Source organism: Streptomyces sp. NPDC005820 (assembly GCF_040630255.1).
Classification (GTDB): domain Bacteria; phylum Actinomycetota; class Actinomycetes; order Streptomycetales; family Streptomycetaceae; genus Streptomyces.
In genome coordinates, this window is record NZ_JBEXXE010000012.1 from 43,775 (window position 1) to 60,698 (window position 16,924).

The following is a 16,924-nucleotide window of genomic DNA, read 5'->3' on the forward strand; positions in this document are numbered from 1 at the left end:
TGGCCAACACTTGTTGACCCACACTCGTTGGCCTACGCTCGTTGACATGAAAGGCAGCAACAGCAGCAGCACAGATTCCGCTTCCGCCCCCGCCCCCGGCACCCCCCGCCGACGTTCCGACGCCACCCGCACCGCGATCCTCGACGCCGCCCGCGAACGCTTCGCCGCCGACGGCTACGAGAAGGCGACCATCCGCGCCATCGCCAAGGACGCCGGCATCGACCCCTCCATGGTCATGCGCTACTACGGCAACAAGGAGGGCCTGTTCGCGGCGACGGTCTCGGTCGACCTGAAGCTGCCCGACCTCTCCGCGCTCCCCCGCGAGGACACCGGCCACGCCCTCGTCACCCACTTCCTCACCATGTGGGAGCGGAACGAGGTGCTCACCGCGCTCCTCCGCGTCGGCGTGACCAACGAGGCCGGCGCCGAACGCATGCAGAGCATCTTCCGCGACCAGATCCTGCCGGTCGCCCACCTGGCATGCCCCGACCCCGAACAGGCCCCGACCCGAGCCGGCCTCGCGGCCACTCAACTCCTCGGCCTGGCCCTGACCCGATACGTCCTACGCCTCCCGCCCGCCGTCGCCCTGAGCCGCGAGGAGATCGCAGCCTGGCTGTCCCCCACGATCCAGCGCTACCTGACGGCACCGCACCCGTAGCCCCGCCAGGAGTCGGCTCAGCGGGCATCGCCGACGAGTACGTCGTGATGCTCGCGCAGGGTCATGACGGATCGCGCCAGCAGCTTCACGCGTTCGACCTCGCCCCTCAGCCCCGGCCGCTCCGCCTCACCGAGCCGCCGTCGAGCTTCTTCCGCGGCGGCCAGCGCGATCATTGCCGGCCGGCCCCCCTGGGCGCCCCCTTCGGCCAGCTGCTCGACCTTCGGGATCAACTGCTCCAGGTGAACGCGAAAGTCGTCGCCCAGGAGTTTCGTGGTCTGATGCCGCGGCAGCGTCTCCTGAGCGAGAAGCCAGGAGGCCGCGGCGCCGAACTCGGCTTTCCGCCGCTCCTGAGCGCAGACCGGGTCTCCGCCCGGGTCCCCACGCAGGAGCAGTACCAGGCACTCAAGTTGCCCAGCGATCTTCCGGTGCTGCGCACGCTGCGTGTGGTGTACACCGCCTCCGACCACCCGATCGAGGCGACGGTCATGGTCAAGGCCGGTCATCTGTACGAGCTGCAGTACGAGTTCACGGCCGGGTGACCCGGCAGGGCGGCCGCGCCCCGAACCGAAAAAGGCGCCGCCCCACGACCCGTTCGCGCGGGGTGCGCGTTCGGTCGGGGCGGCGGCCTCAGGTGTGGTGGGGTGCCGAGGGGTGGAGGGTCAGGCCTTGGCCTTGCCCGGCTTGAAGACGCGGTGGTCGGGGTTGGACTTGTCGAGGACCATGACCAGGCCGGTGATGGCCAGGAAGATCACGATCGGGAGCACGACGTAGAGGCCCAGCGTCGCGCCGACGCTCAGGCCGGTCCCGGGGTCGTCGCCGTCGTCGCGGGTCAGCGCGAGCGCGGGGGACGACATGAGCAGCATCATCAGCGTCGTACCGGCAGCCAGGGCGCCGGCGCGCAGGGCGTTCTTCTTGTCCACAGAGCAAAAGTAGCGAACGCCTCGCGGGGCCGCGCGCCCGGGGTGCCGTACGGGAGCCCGTCAGTCCCGGGCGGCCTCCCGGAGGACGTCGAACAGGGCGTGCAGACGGGGTGCGGCGGCCAGGTCCTCCAGGGGCGTCGGGCGGCCCCCGCCGTCGGCGATCGGCAGCCGCCAGTTCGGGTACTGGTCCCAGGTGCCCGGCAGATTCTGCGGGCGGCGGTCGCCCACGCCGTCCGGGAGCCAGACGCCGATCATGCGGGCGGGGGTGCGCAGCAGGAAGCGGTGCAGGGCCTGGACCTCGGCCTCCTCGGAGGAGAGGTCCCCGCCGCCCGCGCTTCCGGACAGCAGCCCGAGGCGGGTGAGCAGGGCCAGCCACTCCCCCGTGTCGGCGGCGGCCTCCGCGCGTTCCTCCTCGAGGGTTCGGGTGAGGAGACCGAGACGGTCGCGCAGTTCGACGTGTTCACCGGTGAGGCGGGCGGCGGTGGACGGCAGGTCGTGGGTGGTGGCGGTGGCGAGGCAGTCGGCGCGCCAGCGCTCCGGGGGCAGCGGGCGCCCGTCGCCGTCCCAGTCCCGCTCGAACCACAGGACCGACGTCCCGAGGACCCCGCGGGCGCGCAGCGCCTCCCGGACGCCCGGCTCGACGGTGCCCAGGTCCTCGCCGATCACCACCGCTCCCGCCCGCGAGGCCTCCAGCACCAGGACGGCGAGCATGGCCTCGGCGTCGTAGCGGACGTACGTGCCCTCGGTCGGCGCCTCCCCCTGCGGGACCCACCAGAGCCGGAACAGGCCCATGACGTGGTCGATGCGCAGGGCGCCGGCGTACCGGAAGAGGCCGCGCAGGAGGCGGCGGTACGGCGCGTAGCCGGACTCGGCGAGCCGGTCGGGGCGCCAGGGCGGCAGGCCCCAGTCCTGGCCGCGGGCGTTGAAGGCGTCCGGCGGGGCGCCGACGGACATCCCGGCGGCGAAGTACTCCTGCTGCGCCCAGGCGTCCGCGCCGGACGGGTGCACGCCGACCGCGAGGTCGTGCACGATCCCGATCCCCATCCCGGCCTCGCGCGCCGTGCGCTGGGCGGCGGTGAGCTGGGTGTCGGTGAGCCAGGCGAGCCGGGAGTGGAAGTCGACCCGGTCCATCAGCTCGCGCCGGGCGCGGGCCGTCCCGGCCGAGCGGGGGTCCCTGAGCTCCTCCGGCCACCCGCTCCACCGCGACCCGTGCACCTCGGCGAGCGCGCACCAGGTGGCGTGGTCCTCCAGGGCCTGCCCCTGTTCGGCGAGGAAGTCGCAGTAGGCGGCGCGCCGGCCCGGCCCGAGCGGCACCTCGCCGGCCCGTTCCAGCGCGGTCCGCTTGGCCTCCCACACGGCGTCCCGGTCGATCAGCTCCCCCTTCTCCAGGACGGCCTCCCGCAGCCGCGCCCCGTGCTCCGCCGCCGCACGGTCCTCGACGTACGCGTACTCGGGCACCTCCTCGACGCGCAGATGCACGGGGTCGGGGAAGCGCCGCGAGGACGGCCGGTACGGCGACGGATCGGTCGGCGCCCCCGGTACGGCCGCGTGCAACGGGTTGACCTGCACGAACCCGGCGCCCAGCACCCGTCCCGCCCAGTCGGCCAGCTCCCTGAGGTCCCCGAGGTCGCCCATGCCCCAGGAGCGGCGGGAGAGGAGGGAGTACAGCTGGACGAGGAGTCCGTACGAGCGGTCCGGCGGCGTGGGCAGCCGGGGCGGGGCCACGACCAGGTGGACGCGGGCGGTGCGGCCGTCCGGGGCGGTGGCCGACAGCCGGTGCACCCCGTACGGCAGCCCTTCGGCGGCGTCCCGGATCTCGCCCTGCTCGGTCTCGACGCGCAGCCGGGTGCCGCCGGGGAGGGCGGCGAGCGCGTCGCAGGGGCCGCCGCTCCAGCTCACGACCGTCGGCGGCAGCAGGCGCGCGGCCAGCTCGCGCTCCCGTACGTCGAGCGCGGCCCGTACGGCCTGCGGGGTGTCCGCGTCGACGCCGAGCGCGGCGAGCGCGCGGGTGACGGCGGCGGGCGAGGCGGTGACCGTGCGGTCGGGGGACGGCCGGTAGGAGGTGGCGACTCCGTGCAGCGCGGCGAGCCGGGCGAGTTCCTCGCCGAGGGGTGCGGTCATCTGGGGCCCTTCTGATGGATCTCCGTGGGAGAAGGAGCGGCGTTCGGTGCGTGCAATCGGCATGCGGTGTGGAGGGTCGTGTGGCGGAGCCACCTGGCCCTTCGCGCCGTGCGGCGGATGGGGCCCCTCCCGCTCGAGCGAAGCCGAGAGTGGGGGAGCGTGCCGGGCGACGCGACGCCGCGGAGATCCGTCAGAAGGGCCCTACGGCCTCGTGGTGTCGGAATCCGCGGCGGCGAGCGGCGGCTCACTGGTGAGGGGCTCGGCGTCGGGCAGCGGGGGCTCACTGGTCAGCGGGGGCTCCACGATGGCGCCTTCCGCGCTGAACACCTGGACGCGGGGCTCGTGGACGGGTTCGGCGGAGGACTCCGCCGGGCGTTTGCAGGGGGCGGACGCGATCACGATGCACTCCTTGTGGGGTAGGACGCCGGTCATCGCAGGCCTACCCAGCGCACGCGAGGACAGACGTGCCCGATTCTCCCGTGCGCGTGAACCGGCGGCGAGACGCCCGTCGATAGAGGAGGTGTGAGACTGTTCCGCCCCATGAGGGGCCACGGGGAGAGCGATACGGACGCGGTGCTGCTGCGGGCCGTGGCGGACGGGGACGCGGGGGCGTTGGCCACGCTGTACGACCGGCACGCCGGGTGGTTGTACGCCCGGCTCGTGCGGCGGTGCGCGGATGCCGAGGTGGCGCGGGAGGTGGTGCAGGACACCTTCGTCACCGTGTGGCGGTCGGCGGGCGGGCACCGGGGCGAGGAGGCGGGCGGCTGGCTGTGGACGCTCGCCGCCCGGCGGCTCGTCGACACGCGGCGGGCGCAGGAGCGGGCCGGGCGGATCGAGACGGCTCCGCTGGAGACCGTCACGGTCCCCGCCTCCGCCGAGGCCCCGTCCGCCGAGGAACGGGTGCTGGCCGGGCTGGAGTTCGGCGATGTCGGCACCGCCCTGGACCGGATCTCGCCCGAGCTGCGGGAGGTGCTGCGTGCGACCGTCGTCGACGGGCTCACCACCCGGGAGGCGGCGCGGCTGCTCGGTATCCCCGAGGGCACGGTCAAGTCCCGTGCGATGCGCGCCCGCGCCGAACTGCGAACCGCCCTCGCCCAGTTGAGCCCCGCACCGGCCTCGGGAGGCCTGGCATGAGCAGCGATCACGTCAGCACCGATCACCTCAGCAGCGATCACCTCGGCAGCGATCACCTCGGCACCGGCACCACTCCGTGGCATGTGTCCGACTCCCTCGCCGCCCGCTACGCCGACGGCACCCTCCCGGAGGCCGACGCCTGGTCGCTGGAGCGGCATGTGGAGCGGTGCGCGGAGTGCGCGGGGCGCGTCTCGGGGGCGGTACGGCGGCTGCCCGCGCCGCGCCTGGTCCTCGCCGAGGTCCGCAACGCCGTACTGAAGGACCTGCCGGAGAAGGACGTACGCGAGCCCCTTCCCGCCCCTCCCACCCCTCCCGCCCCCCGCGCCCGCCTCTGGTCGGCCTTCCTCGCCCGTGCCCTGTGGGCCGCCGGGCCCGCCGTGCGCGGGGCGTGGCTGCCCGCCGTGCTGCTGGTCGCGCTGGGGGCGCTCGGCCTGGCGTACGGCGCGGGCGTCGAGGGTGCACGGCCGCTGCTGCTCGCCCTCGCGCCGGTGCTGCCCGTGGCCGGGGTCGCGGTGTCCTACGGGGGGTACGCCGATCCGCTGCACGAGATCGCGGCGGCCACCCCCTCCGGGGGGCTGCGGCTGGTGCTGACGCGGACGGCCGCCGTCCTCGGGATCAGCCTGCCGCTGCTCACCGTCACGGGACTGCTGCTGCCCGCCTCCGGCGCCCCCGGCGCGGCGGCCTGGCTGCTGCCGGGTCTCGCGCTGACCCTGGCCTCGCTGGCCCTGTCCGGGTACGTCGGCTGCCGTACGGCGACGGCGGTGACCGGCGGCGGATGGCTGGCCGCCGTCCTCGCCCCGGTCCTGACCTCGGCCGGCGGCACCCCGCTCACCCGGCTCGCCGAGCAGCTCTCGCGCTGTCTGGACGGCGCCCCCGCCCAGGGCGCGTGGGCGGCCGCGGCCGTGCTGTGCGCCGCCGTGCTGGCCGTCCGCCGCGGCGCCTACGACGGGCTGGACCCACGGTGAGCCGCGCCATGAACCCTGTGAACTCTGGAGAACGTGAAGTGAGCACGATACGGGTGTCCGGACTGCGTGTCCGGCACCGCAGGACCGTCGCCCTGGACTCCGTGGATCTGGATCTCGGCGTCGGCGTGCACGGTCTGCTCGGCCCCAACGGCGCCGGGAAGACCTCCCTGATCCGGGTGCTGGCCACCGTCGCGCGGCCGGACGCCGGGCGGGTGGAGATCCTCGGCCAGGACGTCGGCGAGCCCGCGCGGCGCGGTGCGGTCCGCGCCCGGCTCGGTTATCTGCCGCAGGAGTTCGGCCACTACCCGGGCTTCACGGTGCGCGAGTTCGTCGCGTACGTGGCATGGCTGAAGGAGATGCCGGTGGCCGGGACCGCGGCCGCCGTGGAGCGGGCCGTCGAGCGGGTCGGTCTCGGGGCGCGGATCGACGCGAAGGTGCGGACGCTGTCCGGTGGCATGGTCCGCCGGGTCGGCATCGCGCAGGCCGTCGTCAACGACCCGGACGTGCTGCTGCTCGACGAGCCGACGGCGGGTCTCGACCCGGAGCAGCGGGTGGAGTTCCGTGCGCTGCTGCGGGAGCTGGGCTCCACCTCGACGGTGATCGTCTCCACCCACCTGGTGGAGGACGTGGCGGCGGCCTGCACCGAGGTCACCCTCCTGGACGCGGGTCGGGTCGCCTACCGGGGCACCCCGGAGTCCCTCGGCGCGCTGGGCGAGGCGCCGGGTGTGGGGGACAGCGTCATCGAGCGCGGCTACACCGCCGCCCTGCGCGCCCACCGCACCGGGCTGGAGGCAGCGCGATGACCTCCGAAACGGACGCGCCGGCCCTCGAAGGGGACGCGATGACCGTCGTACGGGAAAGGGCGGCCGGGTCGGGGGAAAGGCCGGTGCTGCGGCATCCGTTGCGGGCCGAGGCCGTGCGCGGGTTGGCGCCCGCCGCCGGGGGCGCGGTGGTGCTGACGCTGGGTGCGGTGCTCGCCGCGACGGCGGACCGCTGGCAGGGCGGCTGGGTGGAGACCCGCTCCGAGCTGCACGACGTGCTGCTGCTCCTGCTTCCGTTCGCTGCGGCGGCGGGCTGTTGGCTGGGCGGGCGGGAGCGCCGGCGCGGTACCGAGGAGCTGTGGGGGTCGGTCGTACGGGGGCCGCTGGCCCGGTTCCTGGCGTCGGCGGTGCCGCTCGCGCTGTGGCTGGTGGCCGGGTACACGCTCACCGTCGTGGGGGCGCTGCTGGCGACCTGGCCGTACGCGCGGGGCGACCGGCCGTATCTCGATCTGCTGCCGGTGGACGTGGTGGCCGTCGCGGCGGCCTCGGTGGCGGGGCAGGTGGTGGGGCGGGTGGTCGCGTGGCGGCCGGCGGCGCCGCTGCTGGCGCTCGCCGGGTACGCGGTGCTGGGTCTGTCGGTGGCGTCGGACGACGGTACGGGCCGTTTCGTGAACCCGGCCTCTCCGGTGAGCTACTGGGAGGTCCCGGCCGGCCGGCAGCGGGTCGCGATGGCGGTGTGGGTGGCGGGTCTGGCGACGGCCGCCGTGCTGGCGTACGCGGCGCGGCGCCGGTGGACGGCCCTGTTGCCGCTGGCGGCGGCGGTCGCGGCGGGCGGGCTGCTGGTGCAGTCGGGGGACGGGCTGTGGCACGGCAACCCGGTCGAGAACCGGCAGGTGTGCGACACGTCGACGACCCCGCAGGTGTGTGTCAGCGCCCGCTACGGCGAGCTGTTGCCGCAGGTCACGGCCGCCCTGTCGGGGGTCACCGGCCGTCTGGAGGGCGTGCGGAACCTGCCGGTCCGGTTCGAGGATCACCTGGGTGAGCCGCGCGCCGGGGAGGTGCAGCTGCCGATGCTCACCCCGATCGGCTGGTCGGTCGTACGGGGGCGGCTGACGGATCCGGAACAGTACGCGTGGGAGGCCGTGGCGATGCTGCAGGGCCGGGGGGACTGCGGGACGCTCGACCCGCGCGTGAGCCTGGCGGACGACGCCGTGGAGCACTACCTCGCGCCGAGCCCGGCGGAGGAGTACTTCGACGGGCTGGGCGCGCGGGGCGACGAGGAGCGGCGGGCCGGGCTCGCGGAACGCAGGGCGGCCCGGGAGCGGCTGGCCTCGATGGGGGCCGACGCGCGCCGGGAGTGGCTGTCGGCGTACTTCGCGACGGCCGGCGACTGCGACGCGGGGAAGGTGCCGGTCCTGTGAGCGGAGTCCGGTACGGCCTTCTTCGGCGAGGACGTCCCCTGAGCGGGGTGCTGCTGTACGTCCGGTCCCGGTCCGTCCCCGGCACCCTCGCCGGGACCGTCGTCCTCGCGCTGGGGGCGGCGGCCCGGACCGGCTCCGGCTCTGATCCGGACCGGCTGCTGCCGGTCGCGGTGCTGGCCCCGCTGCTGGTCGCGGCGGTGATCGGGACGCATCTGCACTCGGCCTCGGAGGACCTGGACCGTACGGCCGTACGCCCCTGGTGGCCGCGTCGGCTGGGTCTGCTGCTCGGGCCGGCGGCGCTCGCGGCGGTCCTGCTGCCGCTCGCGGTGCCCGGGGACGGCCCGGCCGTGCTGCGCAACCTGCTGGGCTGTACGGGGCTCGTCGCCGCGTCGGCCGTCCTGCTGGGGGCCCGGTCGAGCTGGCTGCCTGCGGGCGGCTATGTCGGTGCGGTGTACCTGGCGGCGGAGGGGGTGCACGGGCGGGCGGTCACCCTGTGGGCCTGGCCGGTGCAGCCGGGGGGCGTGACGGCGGCCTGGGTGGTGGCCGGGGGCGCGTTCGCGCTGGGCACGGCCTGGTACGCCGTGTGCGGGGCGCGTCCCGAAGGGCCCCGTGGCTGAACCGGGCGGGCGCCGGTGCCACGGGGCATGAAGAAGCCCGGATCGTCAGGCGGAGATGCCGTCGATCCGGGCCAAGGCGTCGTCCGCGCCGTATGGCTGCAAGTAGGGCAGCCAGCGCGGGTCCCTATGGCCCGTGCCGATGATGCGCCAGGCGAGACCGGTGGGTGGGGCGGGTTTGTGGCGCAGTCGCCAGCCGATCTCGACGAGATGGCGGTCGGCCTTGACGTGGTTGCAGCGACGACAGGACGCCACGACGTTGTCCCACACGTGCTTGCCTCCGCGGCTGCGCGGGATGACGTGGTCGACGCTGGTTGCGACGCCACCGCAGTACATGCACCGGCCCCCGTCCCGCGCGAAGAGCGCTCGACGGGTGAGAGGAACGGGCCCCCGATAGGGAACCCGGACGAATCGCTTGAGCCGGACCACGCTGGGTGCGGAAACCGTGACGGTCGCGCTGTGCATGAAGGCGCCCGACTCTTCCAGGGAGACGGCCTTGTTCTCCAGGACGAGGACGAGCGCGCGGCGGAGCGGTACGACGCCGAGCGGCTCGTACGACGCGTTGAGGACCAGGACATGCGGCACGGATGCCTCCTTGGGCGTCGGCGGCGCGTGGCTCGCGCCGGGACGATCTGCAGTCAGTCTCTCCTCTGGCCCGGTGGACGCGCCACCATGTCCCGGTAACGGGCTGGGAGTGTTTTCGACCACACCCGGATACATCCCCCGGATCATGGCCTGTTCAAGCGCAGGTGAGGGTTGTCTCTCCTTGCCGCATCGGACGGACCCACACACAATGCCCCGTTAGTGTGGTGGTTCTGCCCGTCCGGTGACCCTTTCGTGACCTTGACGACCTTGACGACCCTGACCATCGCACCGGAGGCGGACCGCTGCACCTGGAGGTACCTGCCGTGTCCTTGCCCGCCGTCCTACTGGCCGCCGGCTCCTCGCCCTCGCCGACCCCCTCGGAGTCGCCGACCGTGAGCGTGCCGTCGCTCCAGGACGCCCAGGAGAGCGCGACGAACGCGGCCAGCTGGGTCGAGCAGAACTGGTCGACGTGGCTCGCGATCGGTCTGCGTGTGCTGCTGATCCTGGTGATCGCGGCGGTGCTCAGAAAGTTCGTGCTGCGGGCGATCACCAAGCTCATCGACCGGATGAACCGCACGGTCGAGTCGGCCGCCGAGGGCTCCACGCTGGGCGGGCTGTTGGTCAACGCGGAGCGGCGGCGCCAGCGGTCGCAGGCGATCGGGTCCGTGCTGCGCTCGATGGCGAGCTTCCTGATCCTCGGCACGGCGGCGCTGATGGCGCTGTCCGCCTTCGAGATCAATCTCGCCCCGCTGCTGGCCTCGGCCGGTGTCGCGGGTGTCGCGATCGGTTTCGGCGCGCGCAACCTGGTCACCGACTTCCTCTCCGGCGTCTTCATGATCCTGGAGGACCAGTACGGCGTCGGCGACCAGATCGACGCGGGCGTCGCCAGCGGCGAGGTCATCGAGGTCGGGCTGCGGGTGACCAAGCTGCGCGGCGACAACGGTGAGATCTGGTATGTCCGCAACGGCGAGGTCAAGCGGATCGGCAACCTCTCCCAGGGCTGGGCGACGGCCGGTGTCGACGTCACCGTGAAGGCGTCCGAGGACCTGGACCGGGTGAAGGCGACGCTGGACGAGGTCGCCGAGAAGATGAGCAAGGAAGAGCCCTGGAACGAGCTGCTGTGGAGCCCGATCGAGGTGCTGGGCCTGGACAGCGTGCTGCTGGACTCGATGGTGGTGCGGGTCTCGGCGAAGACCATGCCGGGCAAGGCCCTGAAGGTGGAGCGGGAGCTGCGCTGGCGCATCAAGCGGGCGTTCGACGCGGCGGACATCCGGATCGTGGGCGGCGCGACGGCTCCCGCCGAGGAGGACCCGGCCGACCCGACGGCGGTCGTCGCGGCCCCGTCGGTCTTCTCCAACGCGGACTCCCCGCAGGTGGCGGCGGCGTCCCCGATCACTCCACAGCGGGCGGTGACACCTTCGGCCTCGCCGAAGTAGGGGCACGGCAGCGGGGGAACGCTTTCACCGATGAACGTCGACCTCATGGACCTGGAGGACGTCAAGGGCTGACCGCGCGGGTCAGCTGGCAGATCGCGATGAACGCACTCCCCTTGGTGAGGAATGCCGCACCCGGGGACACGTCCCCGGCGCTGACCGTCAGCCGTACGCCTCCCCCGCTCTCGTCGTGGGCCGCGCTGCCGGACACCTGCCGCCTGCCGCGGAACGGGCGCCAGGCGAAGACGAGTTCGCCCTCGGGGGTCTCGCGGACGTCGACGGATCGCTCGGCCGCCCGCAGCGCCTCGTGGACGCGGGTGAGGTCACCGGGGACGGTCACGTACTGCGTCTCCTCCAGGGCGTCCACCGTGACCGGCAGTCCCGTGCCCCGGGCCCGGCGGGTCAGCGAGAAGCAGCCCGCGGTGGCCCACGCCACGGTGAACACCGCCCAGATCAGCGGGACGTAGAGCGCCCCGCGCAGGCTGTCCCAGCCGAAGCCCTCGTCCCAGAGTTGCAGCAGCAGCTGGGTCAGCATCAGCGGCACGGCACTCGCCAGAGCCGTACGGCACAGGGCCAGGAAGAGTCTCGGATCCACGGGCGCATCCAAGGGCAGAACCCTGTGAACCACCAGCCCCGATCCCCATGATCTTCACAGGCGCCCCACCCTTCCCCCGCATCACACCACCCCATATCGTCACTCTGATACCGGGCCCTTGTTCTGGAGCGCAACGCCCAGGGGCCCGGCTCGAATGTGGGGATAGGGGATAGATGAGAAAGCTCGCCATAGGCACCGCCCTGACCGGTGCCCTGGCTCTGGGGGTTCTGGCCGCACCCGCCGCGCAGGCGGATTCTCCGGCGCTGACGTTCGCCGGTGTGAAGGTCAACAACGGCAAGAAGATCGTCGTGGGCACCACCGCCAAGGTGAAGGTGCCGGTCACGTACACGCTGACCCGCCCGGCCGACCTGACGATCGACTACAAGAACAACTTCGCGGGCGTCATGCTCTACCGCGGCTCCCTCGCCGAGCAGGACAACTCGATCGAACCGGACACCGCGCCGACCTGCACCACGACCGCCGCCACCGCCACCACGGTGACCGCGTCCTGCACCGAGACCCTGGTCATCGACCCGTGGGACAACCTCTACGAGGCCGCCGACGCCGGCACCTGGAAGACCGCGGGCTTCTACGGCCACGGCGCCTCGGACCTCGACGACTCCGACGGCCACATCAGCTTCGAGTTCGGCTACGACATGTGGGCGAACTCGGCGACCGCGAAGATCCAGCGCGCCGCCAAGCTGACCGTCAACGCCACGCCCGAGCCCGTCAAGAAGGGCGGGACGCTCACCGTCAAGGGCAAGCTGACCCGCGCCAACTGGGACGAGGGCGCCTACACCGGCTACAAGGGCCAGAAGGTGACCCTCCAGTTCAAGGCCAAGGGTGCGAGCTCCTACAGCACCGTCAAGACGATCACCTCCGGTACCGGCGGCGCCCTGTCCACCACCGTGAAGGCGAGCAAGGACGGTTACTACCGCTTCGCCTTCGCCGGCACGGCCACCACCGCGGCCAGGACGGCCGCCGCGGACTATGTCGACGTGAAGTAGGCACAGCGCCACCCGCATCACCCGCACCACCCGAACCGCCCCCTAGGTAACGACTGGGTTGCCTGGGGGGCGGTTTCCGTTTTCCTGCCTTGACGCCCCCTTCATGCCGGGCTTACCTTCCCTTCCATCGATAGGAAACTTTCCTAACAGTGACCGGAAGTGGACTTGCCTCCGGCCTCACTGAAAAGCTGGGCAGTCCAGAAAGGCAGGTGTCGATCCCCATGGCAGGAACCGCCGGTACGCCGGGCACCCCGCGCGTCCTGCGCGCCATGAACGACCGCGCCGCCCTCGATCTCCTCCTGGCGCACGGCCCCCTGTCCCGCACCCGCATCGGCAAGCTCACCGGCCTGTCCAAGCCGACCGCCTCCCAACTGCTCGCCCGCCTGGAGGCGGCGGGCCTGGTCCTCGCCACCGGCACCACCGAGGGACGACCCGGCCCCAACGCCCAGCTGTACGAGGTCAACCCGGCCGCCGCCTACGCGGCCGGCCTGGACGTCACCCCCGAGCGCGTCCTCGCCGCCGTCGCCGACGTCACCGGCCGGACCGTGGGCACCTACGAGGTGCCCACCCCCGGACGAAGGACCGCCGGGACCGTCGTACGGCAGGTCACCGAAGCCCTCGACGGCGCCGTGAAGGCCGCGGCGCTGACCCGGGACGACGTACGGCGGCTCGTCGTCGCCACCCCCGGCGCCTTCGACCCCACCACCGGCCGGCTGCGCTACGCCTCCCACCTCCCCGGCTGGCACGCGCCGACGCTGCTCGACGAACTCGCCGCAGCCCTGCCGATGCCGGTCGAGTACGAGAACGACGTCAACCTCGTCGCCGTCGCCGAACAACGCCTCGGCGCGGCCCGGGGCCACGACGACTTCGTCCTGGTCTGGAACGAGGGCGGACTCGGCGCCGCCCTCGTCCTCGGTGGCCGGCTGCACCGCGGCTGGACCGGCGGCGCGGGAGAGGTAGGTTTCCTTCCCGTTCCCGGAGCGCCCCTGGTCCGGCATGTCACCAAAGCCAACAGTGGCGGCTACCAGGAGCTGGCCGGCTCCCAGGCCATCCCCCGGCTCGCCCGGGAACTCGGGATGACCGGCATCCCCGACGGCCCGTACGCCGAGGTCGCCGCCGCAACTCTTCACCGCGCCGCCGCCGAGGACACCGTCCTGAACCGGCTGCTGCTCCAGACGTACGCGACCCGGCTCGCGACCGGTCTCGCCTCGCTCGTCTCCGTCCTCGACCCCGAACTCGTCGTCCTCAGCGGCGCCTCCCTGACCGCCGGCGGCGAAGTGCTGCGCGCCCTCGTCCAGGCGGAACTGGAGGAACTGGCCGCGTCCCGGCCCCAGCTGGTCCTGGGCGACGTCACCGAACGGCCCGTGCTGCGCGGCGCGCTGGAGAGCGCGCTGGCGGCCACCCGCGACGAGGTCTTCGACACCTCGCGCTAGAAGCTCCCTTCACGCGTTCCCTCTTCGCAGATCCCTCACCTCACCCTGCCCTGCCCTGCCCTGCCCCCGGGAGGTCCCGCCATGTCTGCACGCATCCCCTCAGTCGCCCGAAAGGCGGCTTTCGCCCTGACCGCCTCGACGGCCCTGCTCCTCGGCACCACCGCCTGTACCGGCCAGGCCGCGTCCTCCGGCGCGAGCGACGACGCGTCCAAGGAGCAGACCATCACCTTCTGGCACGCCTGGAGCGCGCCGAACGAGGTGGCGGCCGTGAAGGCGCTGGTCGCCGGCTTCGAGAAGGCGCACCCCAACATCCATGTGACCGTCGTCGGCAACATGACCGACGACAAGATCAACCAGGCCCTGCGCGCGGGCGGCGACAAGGCGCCCGACGTGATCTCGTCGTTCACCACCGCCAACGTCGGAAAGTTCTGCTCCTCCGGCGCCCTGGTCGACCTCAACCCGTTCTTCAAGAAGTCGGACATCGACGCGAACGCCACCTTCCCGAAGGCGATGAACGAGTACACCCAGTACCAGCTCGACCGCTGCGCGGTGCCGCTGCTGGGTGACGCCTACGGCCTCTACTACAACAAGACCGCGTTCGAGAAGGCCGGCATCACCAGCCCGCCGAAGACCTGGTCCGAGTTCGAGGCCGACGCCAAGAAACTGACGATCACCCAGGGCGACACGTACAAGCAGCTCGGCTTCATGCCGGACTACCACGGCTGGGAGACCACGACCGAGCACTACCTGGGCCAGTTCTCGCCGACCTACTTCGACAAGTCCGGCAAGTCGACGGTCGCGACCGACCCGGCCGTCGCCGACGCCCTGCAACTCCAGAAGAAGCTCGTCGACAGCCTCGGCGGCTTCACGAAGCTGGAGAAGTTCCGCTCCGGCCTCGGCGACGAGTGGGGCCCCAAGCACCCCTTCCAGACCGGCCAGGTGGCCATGCAGCTGGACGGCGAGTGGCGCCTCGGCATGGCGCTCGCCACCAAGCCGGACTTCGAGATCGGCGTGGCCCCGCTGCCCGTCCCCGACGACCAGGCGGACCAGTACGGCAAGGGCTACATCACCGGCACCATCGCCGGCATCGCCGCCACCAGCAAGAAGCAGAACGCGGCCTGGGAGTTCGTCAAGTACATCAGCACCGACACCGACGCGGTGGTGAACTTCTCCAACGCCATCCACAACGTGCCCTCGACGCTGGACGCGCTGAAGTCGCCGAAGCTGAAGTACGACCCGCGCTTCAAGACGTTCCTGGACATCGCCGCGAACCCGAACTCGACCACCGCTCCGGCCTCGGTCAACGGCGGCGTCTACCTCACCACCATCCAGCAGCTCGGCTACGACTACGAGAGCGGCAAGCTCACCGACCTGCAGGCGGGCCTGAAGAAGGCCGCCGCGCAGATCGACACGGACATCGCGCAGGCGAAGTAGCGATGAGCGCCCTCACCCTGCGGGTGAAGCGCCGCCGGTCGGCGCTGCGCACCCTGGCCTTCCTCTCGCCCTGGCTGATCGGCTTCGCGGTCTTCTTCGCGTACCCGATGATCTCGACCGTCTACTTCTCGTTCATGCACTACGACGGCTTCAAGCCGCCGACCTGGAGCGGGACGAAGAACTGGACGTACGTCTTCGAGTCCTACCCGTTCTTCTGGCCCGCCCTGCGCAACACCCTCTGGCTGGTCGTGATCATGGTGACCCTGCGGGTCCTGTTCGGGCTCGGGATCGGGATGCTGATCACGAAGATCAAGACGGGTACGGGGGTCTTCCGCACCCTCTTCTACCTGCCCTACCTGGCCCCTCCGGTCGCGGCCACCATGGCCTTCGCCTTCCTCCTCAACCCCGGTACAGGACCGGTCAACTCGATCCTCGAGAAGATCGGCATCCCGGCCCCGGGCTGGTTCAACGACCCCGACTGGTCCAAGCCGGCCCTCACCCTGATGTTCCTGTGGGGCATCGGCGACCTGATGGTCATCTTCATGGCCGCGCTGCTCGACGTACCGAAGGAGCAGTACGAGGCGGCCGAGCTGGACGGCGCGTCGGCGTGGCAGCGGTTCCGGTTCGTCACCCTTCCCAACATCTCGCCGATCATCATGTTCGCCGTCGTCACCGGCGTGATCGCGGCCATGCAGTGCTACACGCAACCCCTGGTCGCCGGAAAGGTCGCCTCGGGGGTGATCCAGGGCGCGGGGACCATGTTCGAGCCCGGCTACCCCGAGCACTCCACGCTGACCCTCCCCCAGCTCGTCTACAACCTCGGCTTCCAGCGCTTCGACTACGGCTCCGCGTGTGTCGTGGCCCTGGTCCTGTTCGTCCTGTCGATGGCGTTCACCGCGCTGTTGATGCGGCGCCGGGGCGGTCTCATCCAGGCAGGTGACTGACATGACCCAAGTACTGGAGCGGCCGGCGGAGCTGAGGAGTCCCGCCACGCCCGCCGAGCGCACCGCGCGCCGCAAGGCGCTCCTGGAATGGATCGCGATCCACTCCCTCGGCGTGGCCGCGGCCCTCTTCTTCACCCTCCCCTTCGTGTTCGTGTTCCTGACCTCCCTGATGAGCGACTCGCAGGCGCTCAGCCGGGACCTGATCCCGCACACCTGGGAATGGGCTAACTACCGGAAGGTCTTCGACACCCCCGGCTTCCTCACCTGGTGGAAGAACACCCTGATCTACGCGGGACTGGGAACGGTCCTCACAGTCGTCTCCTCGGTCCCGGTGGCGTACGCGCTGGCCAAGTTCCGCTTCCGGGGCCGGAATCTGACGCTCATGCTGGTGATCTCGATGATGATGCTGCCGCCGCAGGTGGTCGTCATCCCGATGTACCTCTTCTGGGCGAAGCAGCTCGACCTCTCGGGCACGCTGTGGCCGATGATCATCCCGCTGGCGTTCGGCGACGCCTTCTCGATCTTCCTGCTGCGTCAGTTCCTGATGACCATCCCCAACGAGTACGTGGACGCGGCGAAGGTGGACGGCTGCGGTGATCTGCGCACCCTGTTGAAGATCATCCTGCCGATGGCCAGACCCGGTATCGCCGCCGTCGCCCTCTTCCAGTTCTTCAACGCCTGGAACGACTACTTCGGCCCGCAGATCTACGCCTCGGAGAACCCGGGCGCGTGGACCCTGTCGTACGGCCTGGAGTCCTTCAAGGGCGCGCACCACACCGACTGGAACCTCACCATGGCGGCCACCGTGCTGGTCATGGCCCCCGTGATCCTCGTGTTCTTCTTCGCCCAGAAGGCGTTCGTCGAAGGTGTCACCCTCACCGGAGTGAAGGGTTAACAAG

18 protein-coding genes and 1 pseudogene are annotated in these 16,924 nt (G+C 71.9%); 13 read left to right on the top strand and 6 right to left on the bottom strand.

The window, feature by feature from the left end:
- Positions 1-46: 46 nt before the first annotated feature.
- The gene (locus ABZ464_RS16590) at positions 47-658 is read left to right on the top strand and encodes a TetR family transcriptional regulator (RefSeq protein ID WP_359276933.1); all 612 of its coding nucleotides are present in this window, start codon (positions 47-49) and stop codon (positions 656-658) included.
- Between the two features lie 17 nt (positions 659-675).
- On the opposite strand, the gene ABZ464_RS16595 is transcribed toward ABZ464_RS16590, so the two are convergent.
- Positions 676-1,077 (bottom strand): DUF6415 family natural product biosynthesis protein, encoded by a 402-nt coding sequence (locus ABZ464_RS16595; RefSeq protein ID WP_359277407.1) that lies wholly within the window; start codon positions 1,075-1,077, stop codon positions 676-678.
- Between ABZ464_RS16595 and ABZ464_RS16600 the strand changes: the two are divergent.
- Positions 982-1,197 (top strand): annotated as a pseudogene (locus tag ABZ464_RS16600) (UTRA domain-containing protein); the annotation flags it as partial. The gene ABZ464_RS16595 and the pseudogene ABZ464_RS16600 overlap by 96 nt on opposite strands.
- A 120-nt stretch (positions 1,198-1,317) precedes the next feature.
- On the opposite strand, the gene ABZ464_RS16605 reads toward ABZ464_RS16600, so the two are convergent.
- The 3 genes from ABZ464_RS16605 to ABZ464_RS16615 all read right to left on the bottom strand — a co-directional run bounded on the left by ABZ464_RS16605 (position 1,318) and on the right by ABZ464_RS16615 (position 4,131).
- Positions 1,318-1,578: a hypothetical protein gene (locus tag ABZ464_RS16605; RefSeq protein ID WP_359276935.1), complete on the bottom strand. Its 261-nt coding sequence runs from the start codon at positions 1,576-1,578 to the stop codon at positions 1,318-1,320.
- Between the two features lie 60 nt (positions 1,579-1,638).
- The gene (gene malQ, locus ABZ464_RS16610) at positions 1,639-3,699 is read right to left on the bottom strand and encodes a 4-alpha-glucanotransferase (protein ID WP_359276938.1); all 2,061 of its coding nucleotides are present in this window, start codon (positions 3,697-3,699) and stop codon (positions 1,639-1,641) included.
- 201 nt (positions 3,700-3,900) lie between these two features.
- Entirely contained in the window at positions 3,901-4,131 is a 231-nt protein-coding gene (locus ABZ464_RS16615) for a hypothetical protein (RefSeq protein ID WP_359276940.1), read from the bottom strand.
- Positions 4,132-4,239: 108 nt separating this feature from the next.
- On the opposite strand from ABZ464_RS16615, the gene ABZ464_RS16620 reads away from it, so the two are divergent.
- From ABZ464_RS16620 to ABZ464_RS16640, 5 genes are read left to right on the top strand one after another with little or no spacing between them, the layout of a single operon-like run.
- Entirely contained in the window at positions 4,240-4,833 is a 594-nt protein-coding gene (locus ABZ464_RS16620; protein WP_359276942.1) for an RNA polymerase sigma factor, read from the top strand.
- Positions 4,830-5,798 carry a zf-HC2 domain-containing protein gene (locus tag ABZ464_RS16625; protein WP_359276945.1) on the top strand — a complete coding sequence of 323 codons (969 nt, stop codon included), beginning with the start codon at positions 4,830-4,832 and terminating at the stop codon, positions 5,796-5,798. The genes ABZ464_RS16620 and ABZ464_RS16625 overlap by 4 nt, the downstream gene beginning before the upstream one ends.
- Before the next feature lie 38 nt (positions 5,799-5,836).
- The gene (locus ABZ464_RS16630) at positions 5,837-6,601 is read left to right on the top strand and encodes an ABC transporter ATP-binding protein (protein ID WP_359276948.1); all 765 of its coding nucleotides are present in this window, start codon (positions 5,837-5,839) and stop codon (positions 6,599-6,601) included.
- On the top strand, positions 6,598-7,980 hold the full coding sequence (locus ABZ464_RS16635) for a hypothetical protein (RefSeq protein ID WP_359276949.1): 1,383 nt from the start codon (positions 6,598-6,600) through the stop codon (positions 7,978-7,980). The genes ABZ464_RS16630 and ABZ464_RS16635 overlap by 4 nt, the downstream gene beginning before the upstream one ends.
- 47 nt (positions 7,981-8,027) lie before the next feature.
- A complete protein-coding gene (locus ABZ464_RS16640; protein WP_359276952.1) occupies positions 8,028-8,597 on the top strand; it encodes a hypothetical protein in 570 nt (189 codons plus the stop codon).
- A 45-nt stretch (positions 8,598-8,642) separates the two neighbouring features.
- On the opposite strand, the gene ABZ464_RS16645 is transcribed toward ABZ464_RS16640, so the two are convergent.
- The gene (locus ABZ464_RS16645; RefSeq protein ID WP_359276955.1) at positions 8,643-9,179 is read right to left on the bottom strand and encodes an HNH endonuclease; all 537 of its coding nucleotides are present in this window, start codon (positions 9,177-9,179) and stop codon (positions 8,643-8,645) included.
- A 323-nt stretch (positions 9,180-9,502) separates the two neighbouring features.
- On the opposite strand from ABZ464_RS16645, the gene ABZ464_RS16650 reads away from it, so the two are divergent.
- Complete coding sequence (locus ABZ464_RS16650) at positions 9,503-10,615, top strand: mechanosensitive ion channel family protein (protein ID WP_359276957.1); 1,113 nt, start codon at positions 9,503-9,505, stop codon at positions 10,613-10,615.
- Between the two features lie 61 nt (positions 10,616-10,676).
- Here ABZ464_RS16650 and ABZ464_RS16655 read toward each other — a convergent pair whose 3' ends face one another.
- On the bottom strand, positions 10,677-11,207 hold the full coding sequence (locus ABZ464_RS16655; RefSeq protein ID WP_359276959.1) for a hypothetical protein: 531 nt from the start codon (positions 11,205-11,207) through the stop codon (positions 10,677-10,679).
- A 173-nt stretch (positions 11,208-11,380) separates the two neighbouring features.
- On the opposite strand from ABZ464_RS16655, the gene ABZ464_RS16660 reads away from it, so the two are divergent.
- The 5 genes from ABZ464_RS16660 to ABZ464_RS16680 all read left to right on the top strand — a co-directional run bounded on the left by ABZ464_RS16660 (position 11,381) and on the right by ABZ464_RS16680 (position 16,920).
- Positions 11,381-12,214 (top strand): hypothetical protein, encoded by an 834-nt coding sequence (locus tag ABZ464_RS16660; protein WP_359276962.1) that lies wholly within the window; start codon positions 11,381-11,383, stop codon positions 12,212-12,214.
- 221 nt (positions 12,215-12,435) lie between these two features.
- Positions 12,436-13,647 carry an ROK family transcriptional regulator gene (locus tag ABZ464_RS16665; protein WP_359276964.1) on the top strand — a complete coding sequence of 404 codons (1,212 nt, stop codon included), beginning with the start codon at positions 12,436-12,438 and terminating at the stop codon, positions 13,645-13,647.
- Positions 13,648-13,728: 81 nt separating this feature from the next.
- On the top strand, positions 13,729-15,081 hold the full coding sequence (locus tag ABZ464_RS16670) for an ABC transporter substrate-binding protein (RefSeq protein WP_359276967.1): 1,353 nt from the start codon (positions 13,729-13,731) through the stop codon (positions 15,079-15,081).
- A 2-nt stretch (positions 15,082-15,083) separates the two neighbouring features.
- Positions 15,084-16,025, top strand: coding sequence for a sugar ABC transporter permease (locus ABZ464_RS16675; RefSeq protein ID WP_359276969.1), 942 nt, complete (start codon positions 15,084-15,086; stop codon positions 16,023-16,025).
- A 1-nt stretch (position 16,026) separates the two neighbouring features.
- On the top strand, positions 16,027-16,920 hold the full coding sequence (locus tag ABZ464_RS16680) for a carbohydrate ABC transporter permease (RefSeq protein ID WP_359276971.1): 894 nt from the start codon (positions 16,027-16,029) through the stop codon (positions 16,918-16,920).
- Positions 16,921-16,924 lie beyond the last annotated feature (4 nt).

Coding starts and splice junctions, on each gene's coding strand:
- ABZ464_RS16635 (WP_359276949.1), top strand. CDS start 6,598: ATGACCTCCGAAACGGACGCGCCGGCCCTCGAAGGGGACGCGATGACC.
- ABZ464_RS16615 (WP_359276940.1), bottom strand. CDS start 4,131: ATGACCGGCGTCCTACCCCACAAGGAGTGCATCGTGATCGCGTCCGCC.
- ABZ464_RS16665 (WP_359276964.1), top strand. CDS start 12,436: ATGGCAGGAACCGCCGGTACGCCGGGCACCCCGCGCGTCCTGCGCGCC.
- malQ (WP_359276938.1), bottom strand. CDS start 3,699: ATGACCGCACCCCTCGGCGAGGAACTCGCCCGGCTCGCCGCGCTGCAC.
- ABZ464_RS16675 (WP_359276969.1), top strand. CDS start 15,084: ATGAGCGCCCTCACCCTGCGGGTGAAGCGCCGCCGGTCGGCGCTGCGC.
- ABZ464_RS16620 (WP_359276942.1), top strand. CDS start 4,240: ATGAGGGGCCACGGGGAGAGCGATACGGACGCGGTGCTGCTGCGGGCC.
- ABZ464_RS16590 (WP_359276933.1), top strand. CDS start 47: ATGAAAGGCAGCAACAGCAGCAGCACAGATTCCGCTTCCGCCCCCGCC.
- ABZ464_RS16660 (WP_359276962.1), top strand. CDS start 11,381: ATGAGAAAGCTCGCCATAGGCACCGCCCTGACCGGTGCCCTGGCTCTG.
- ABZ464_RS16680 (WP_359276971.1), top strand. CDS start 16,027: ATGACCCAAGTACTGGAGCGGCCGGCGGAGCTGAGGAGTCCCGCCACG.
- ABZ464_RS16670 (WP_359276967.1), top strand. CDS start 13,729: ATGTCTGCACGCATCCCCTCAGTCGCCCGAAAGGCGGCTTTCGCCCTG.
- ABZ464_RS16625 (WP_359276945.1), top strand. CDS start 4,830: ATGAGCAGCGATCACGTCAGCACCGATCACCTCAGCAGCGATCACCTC.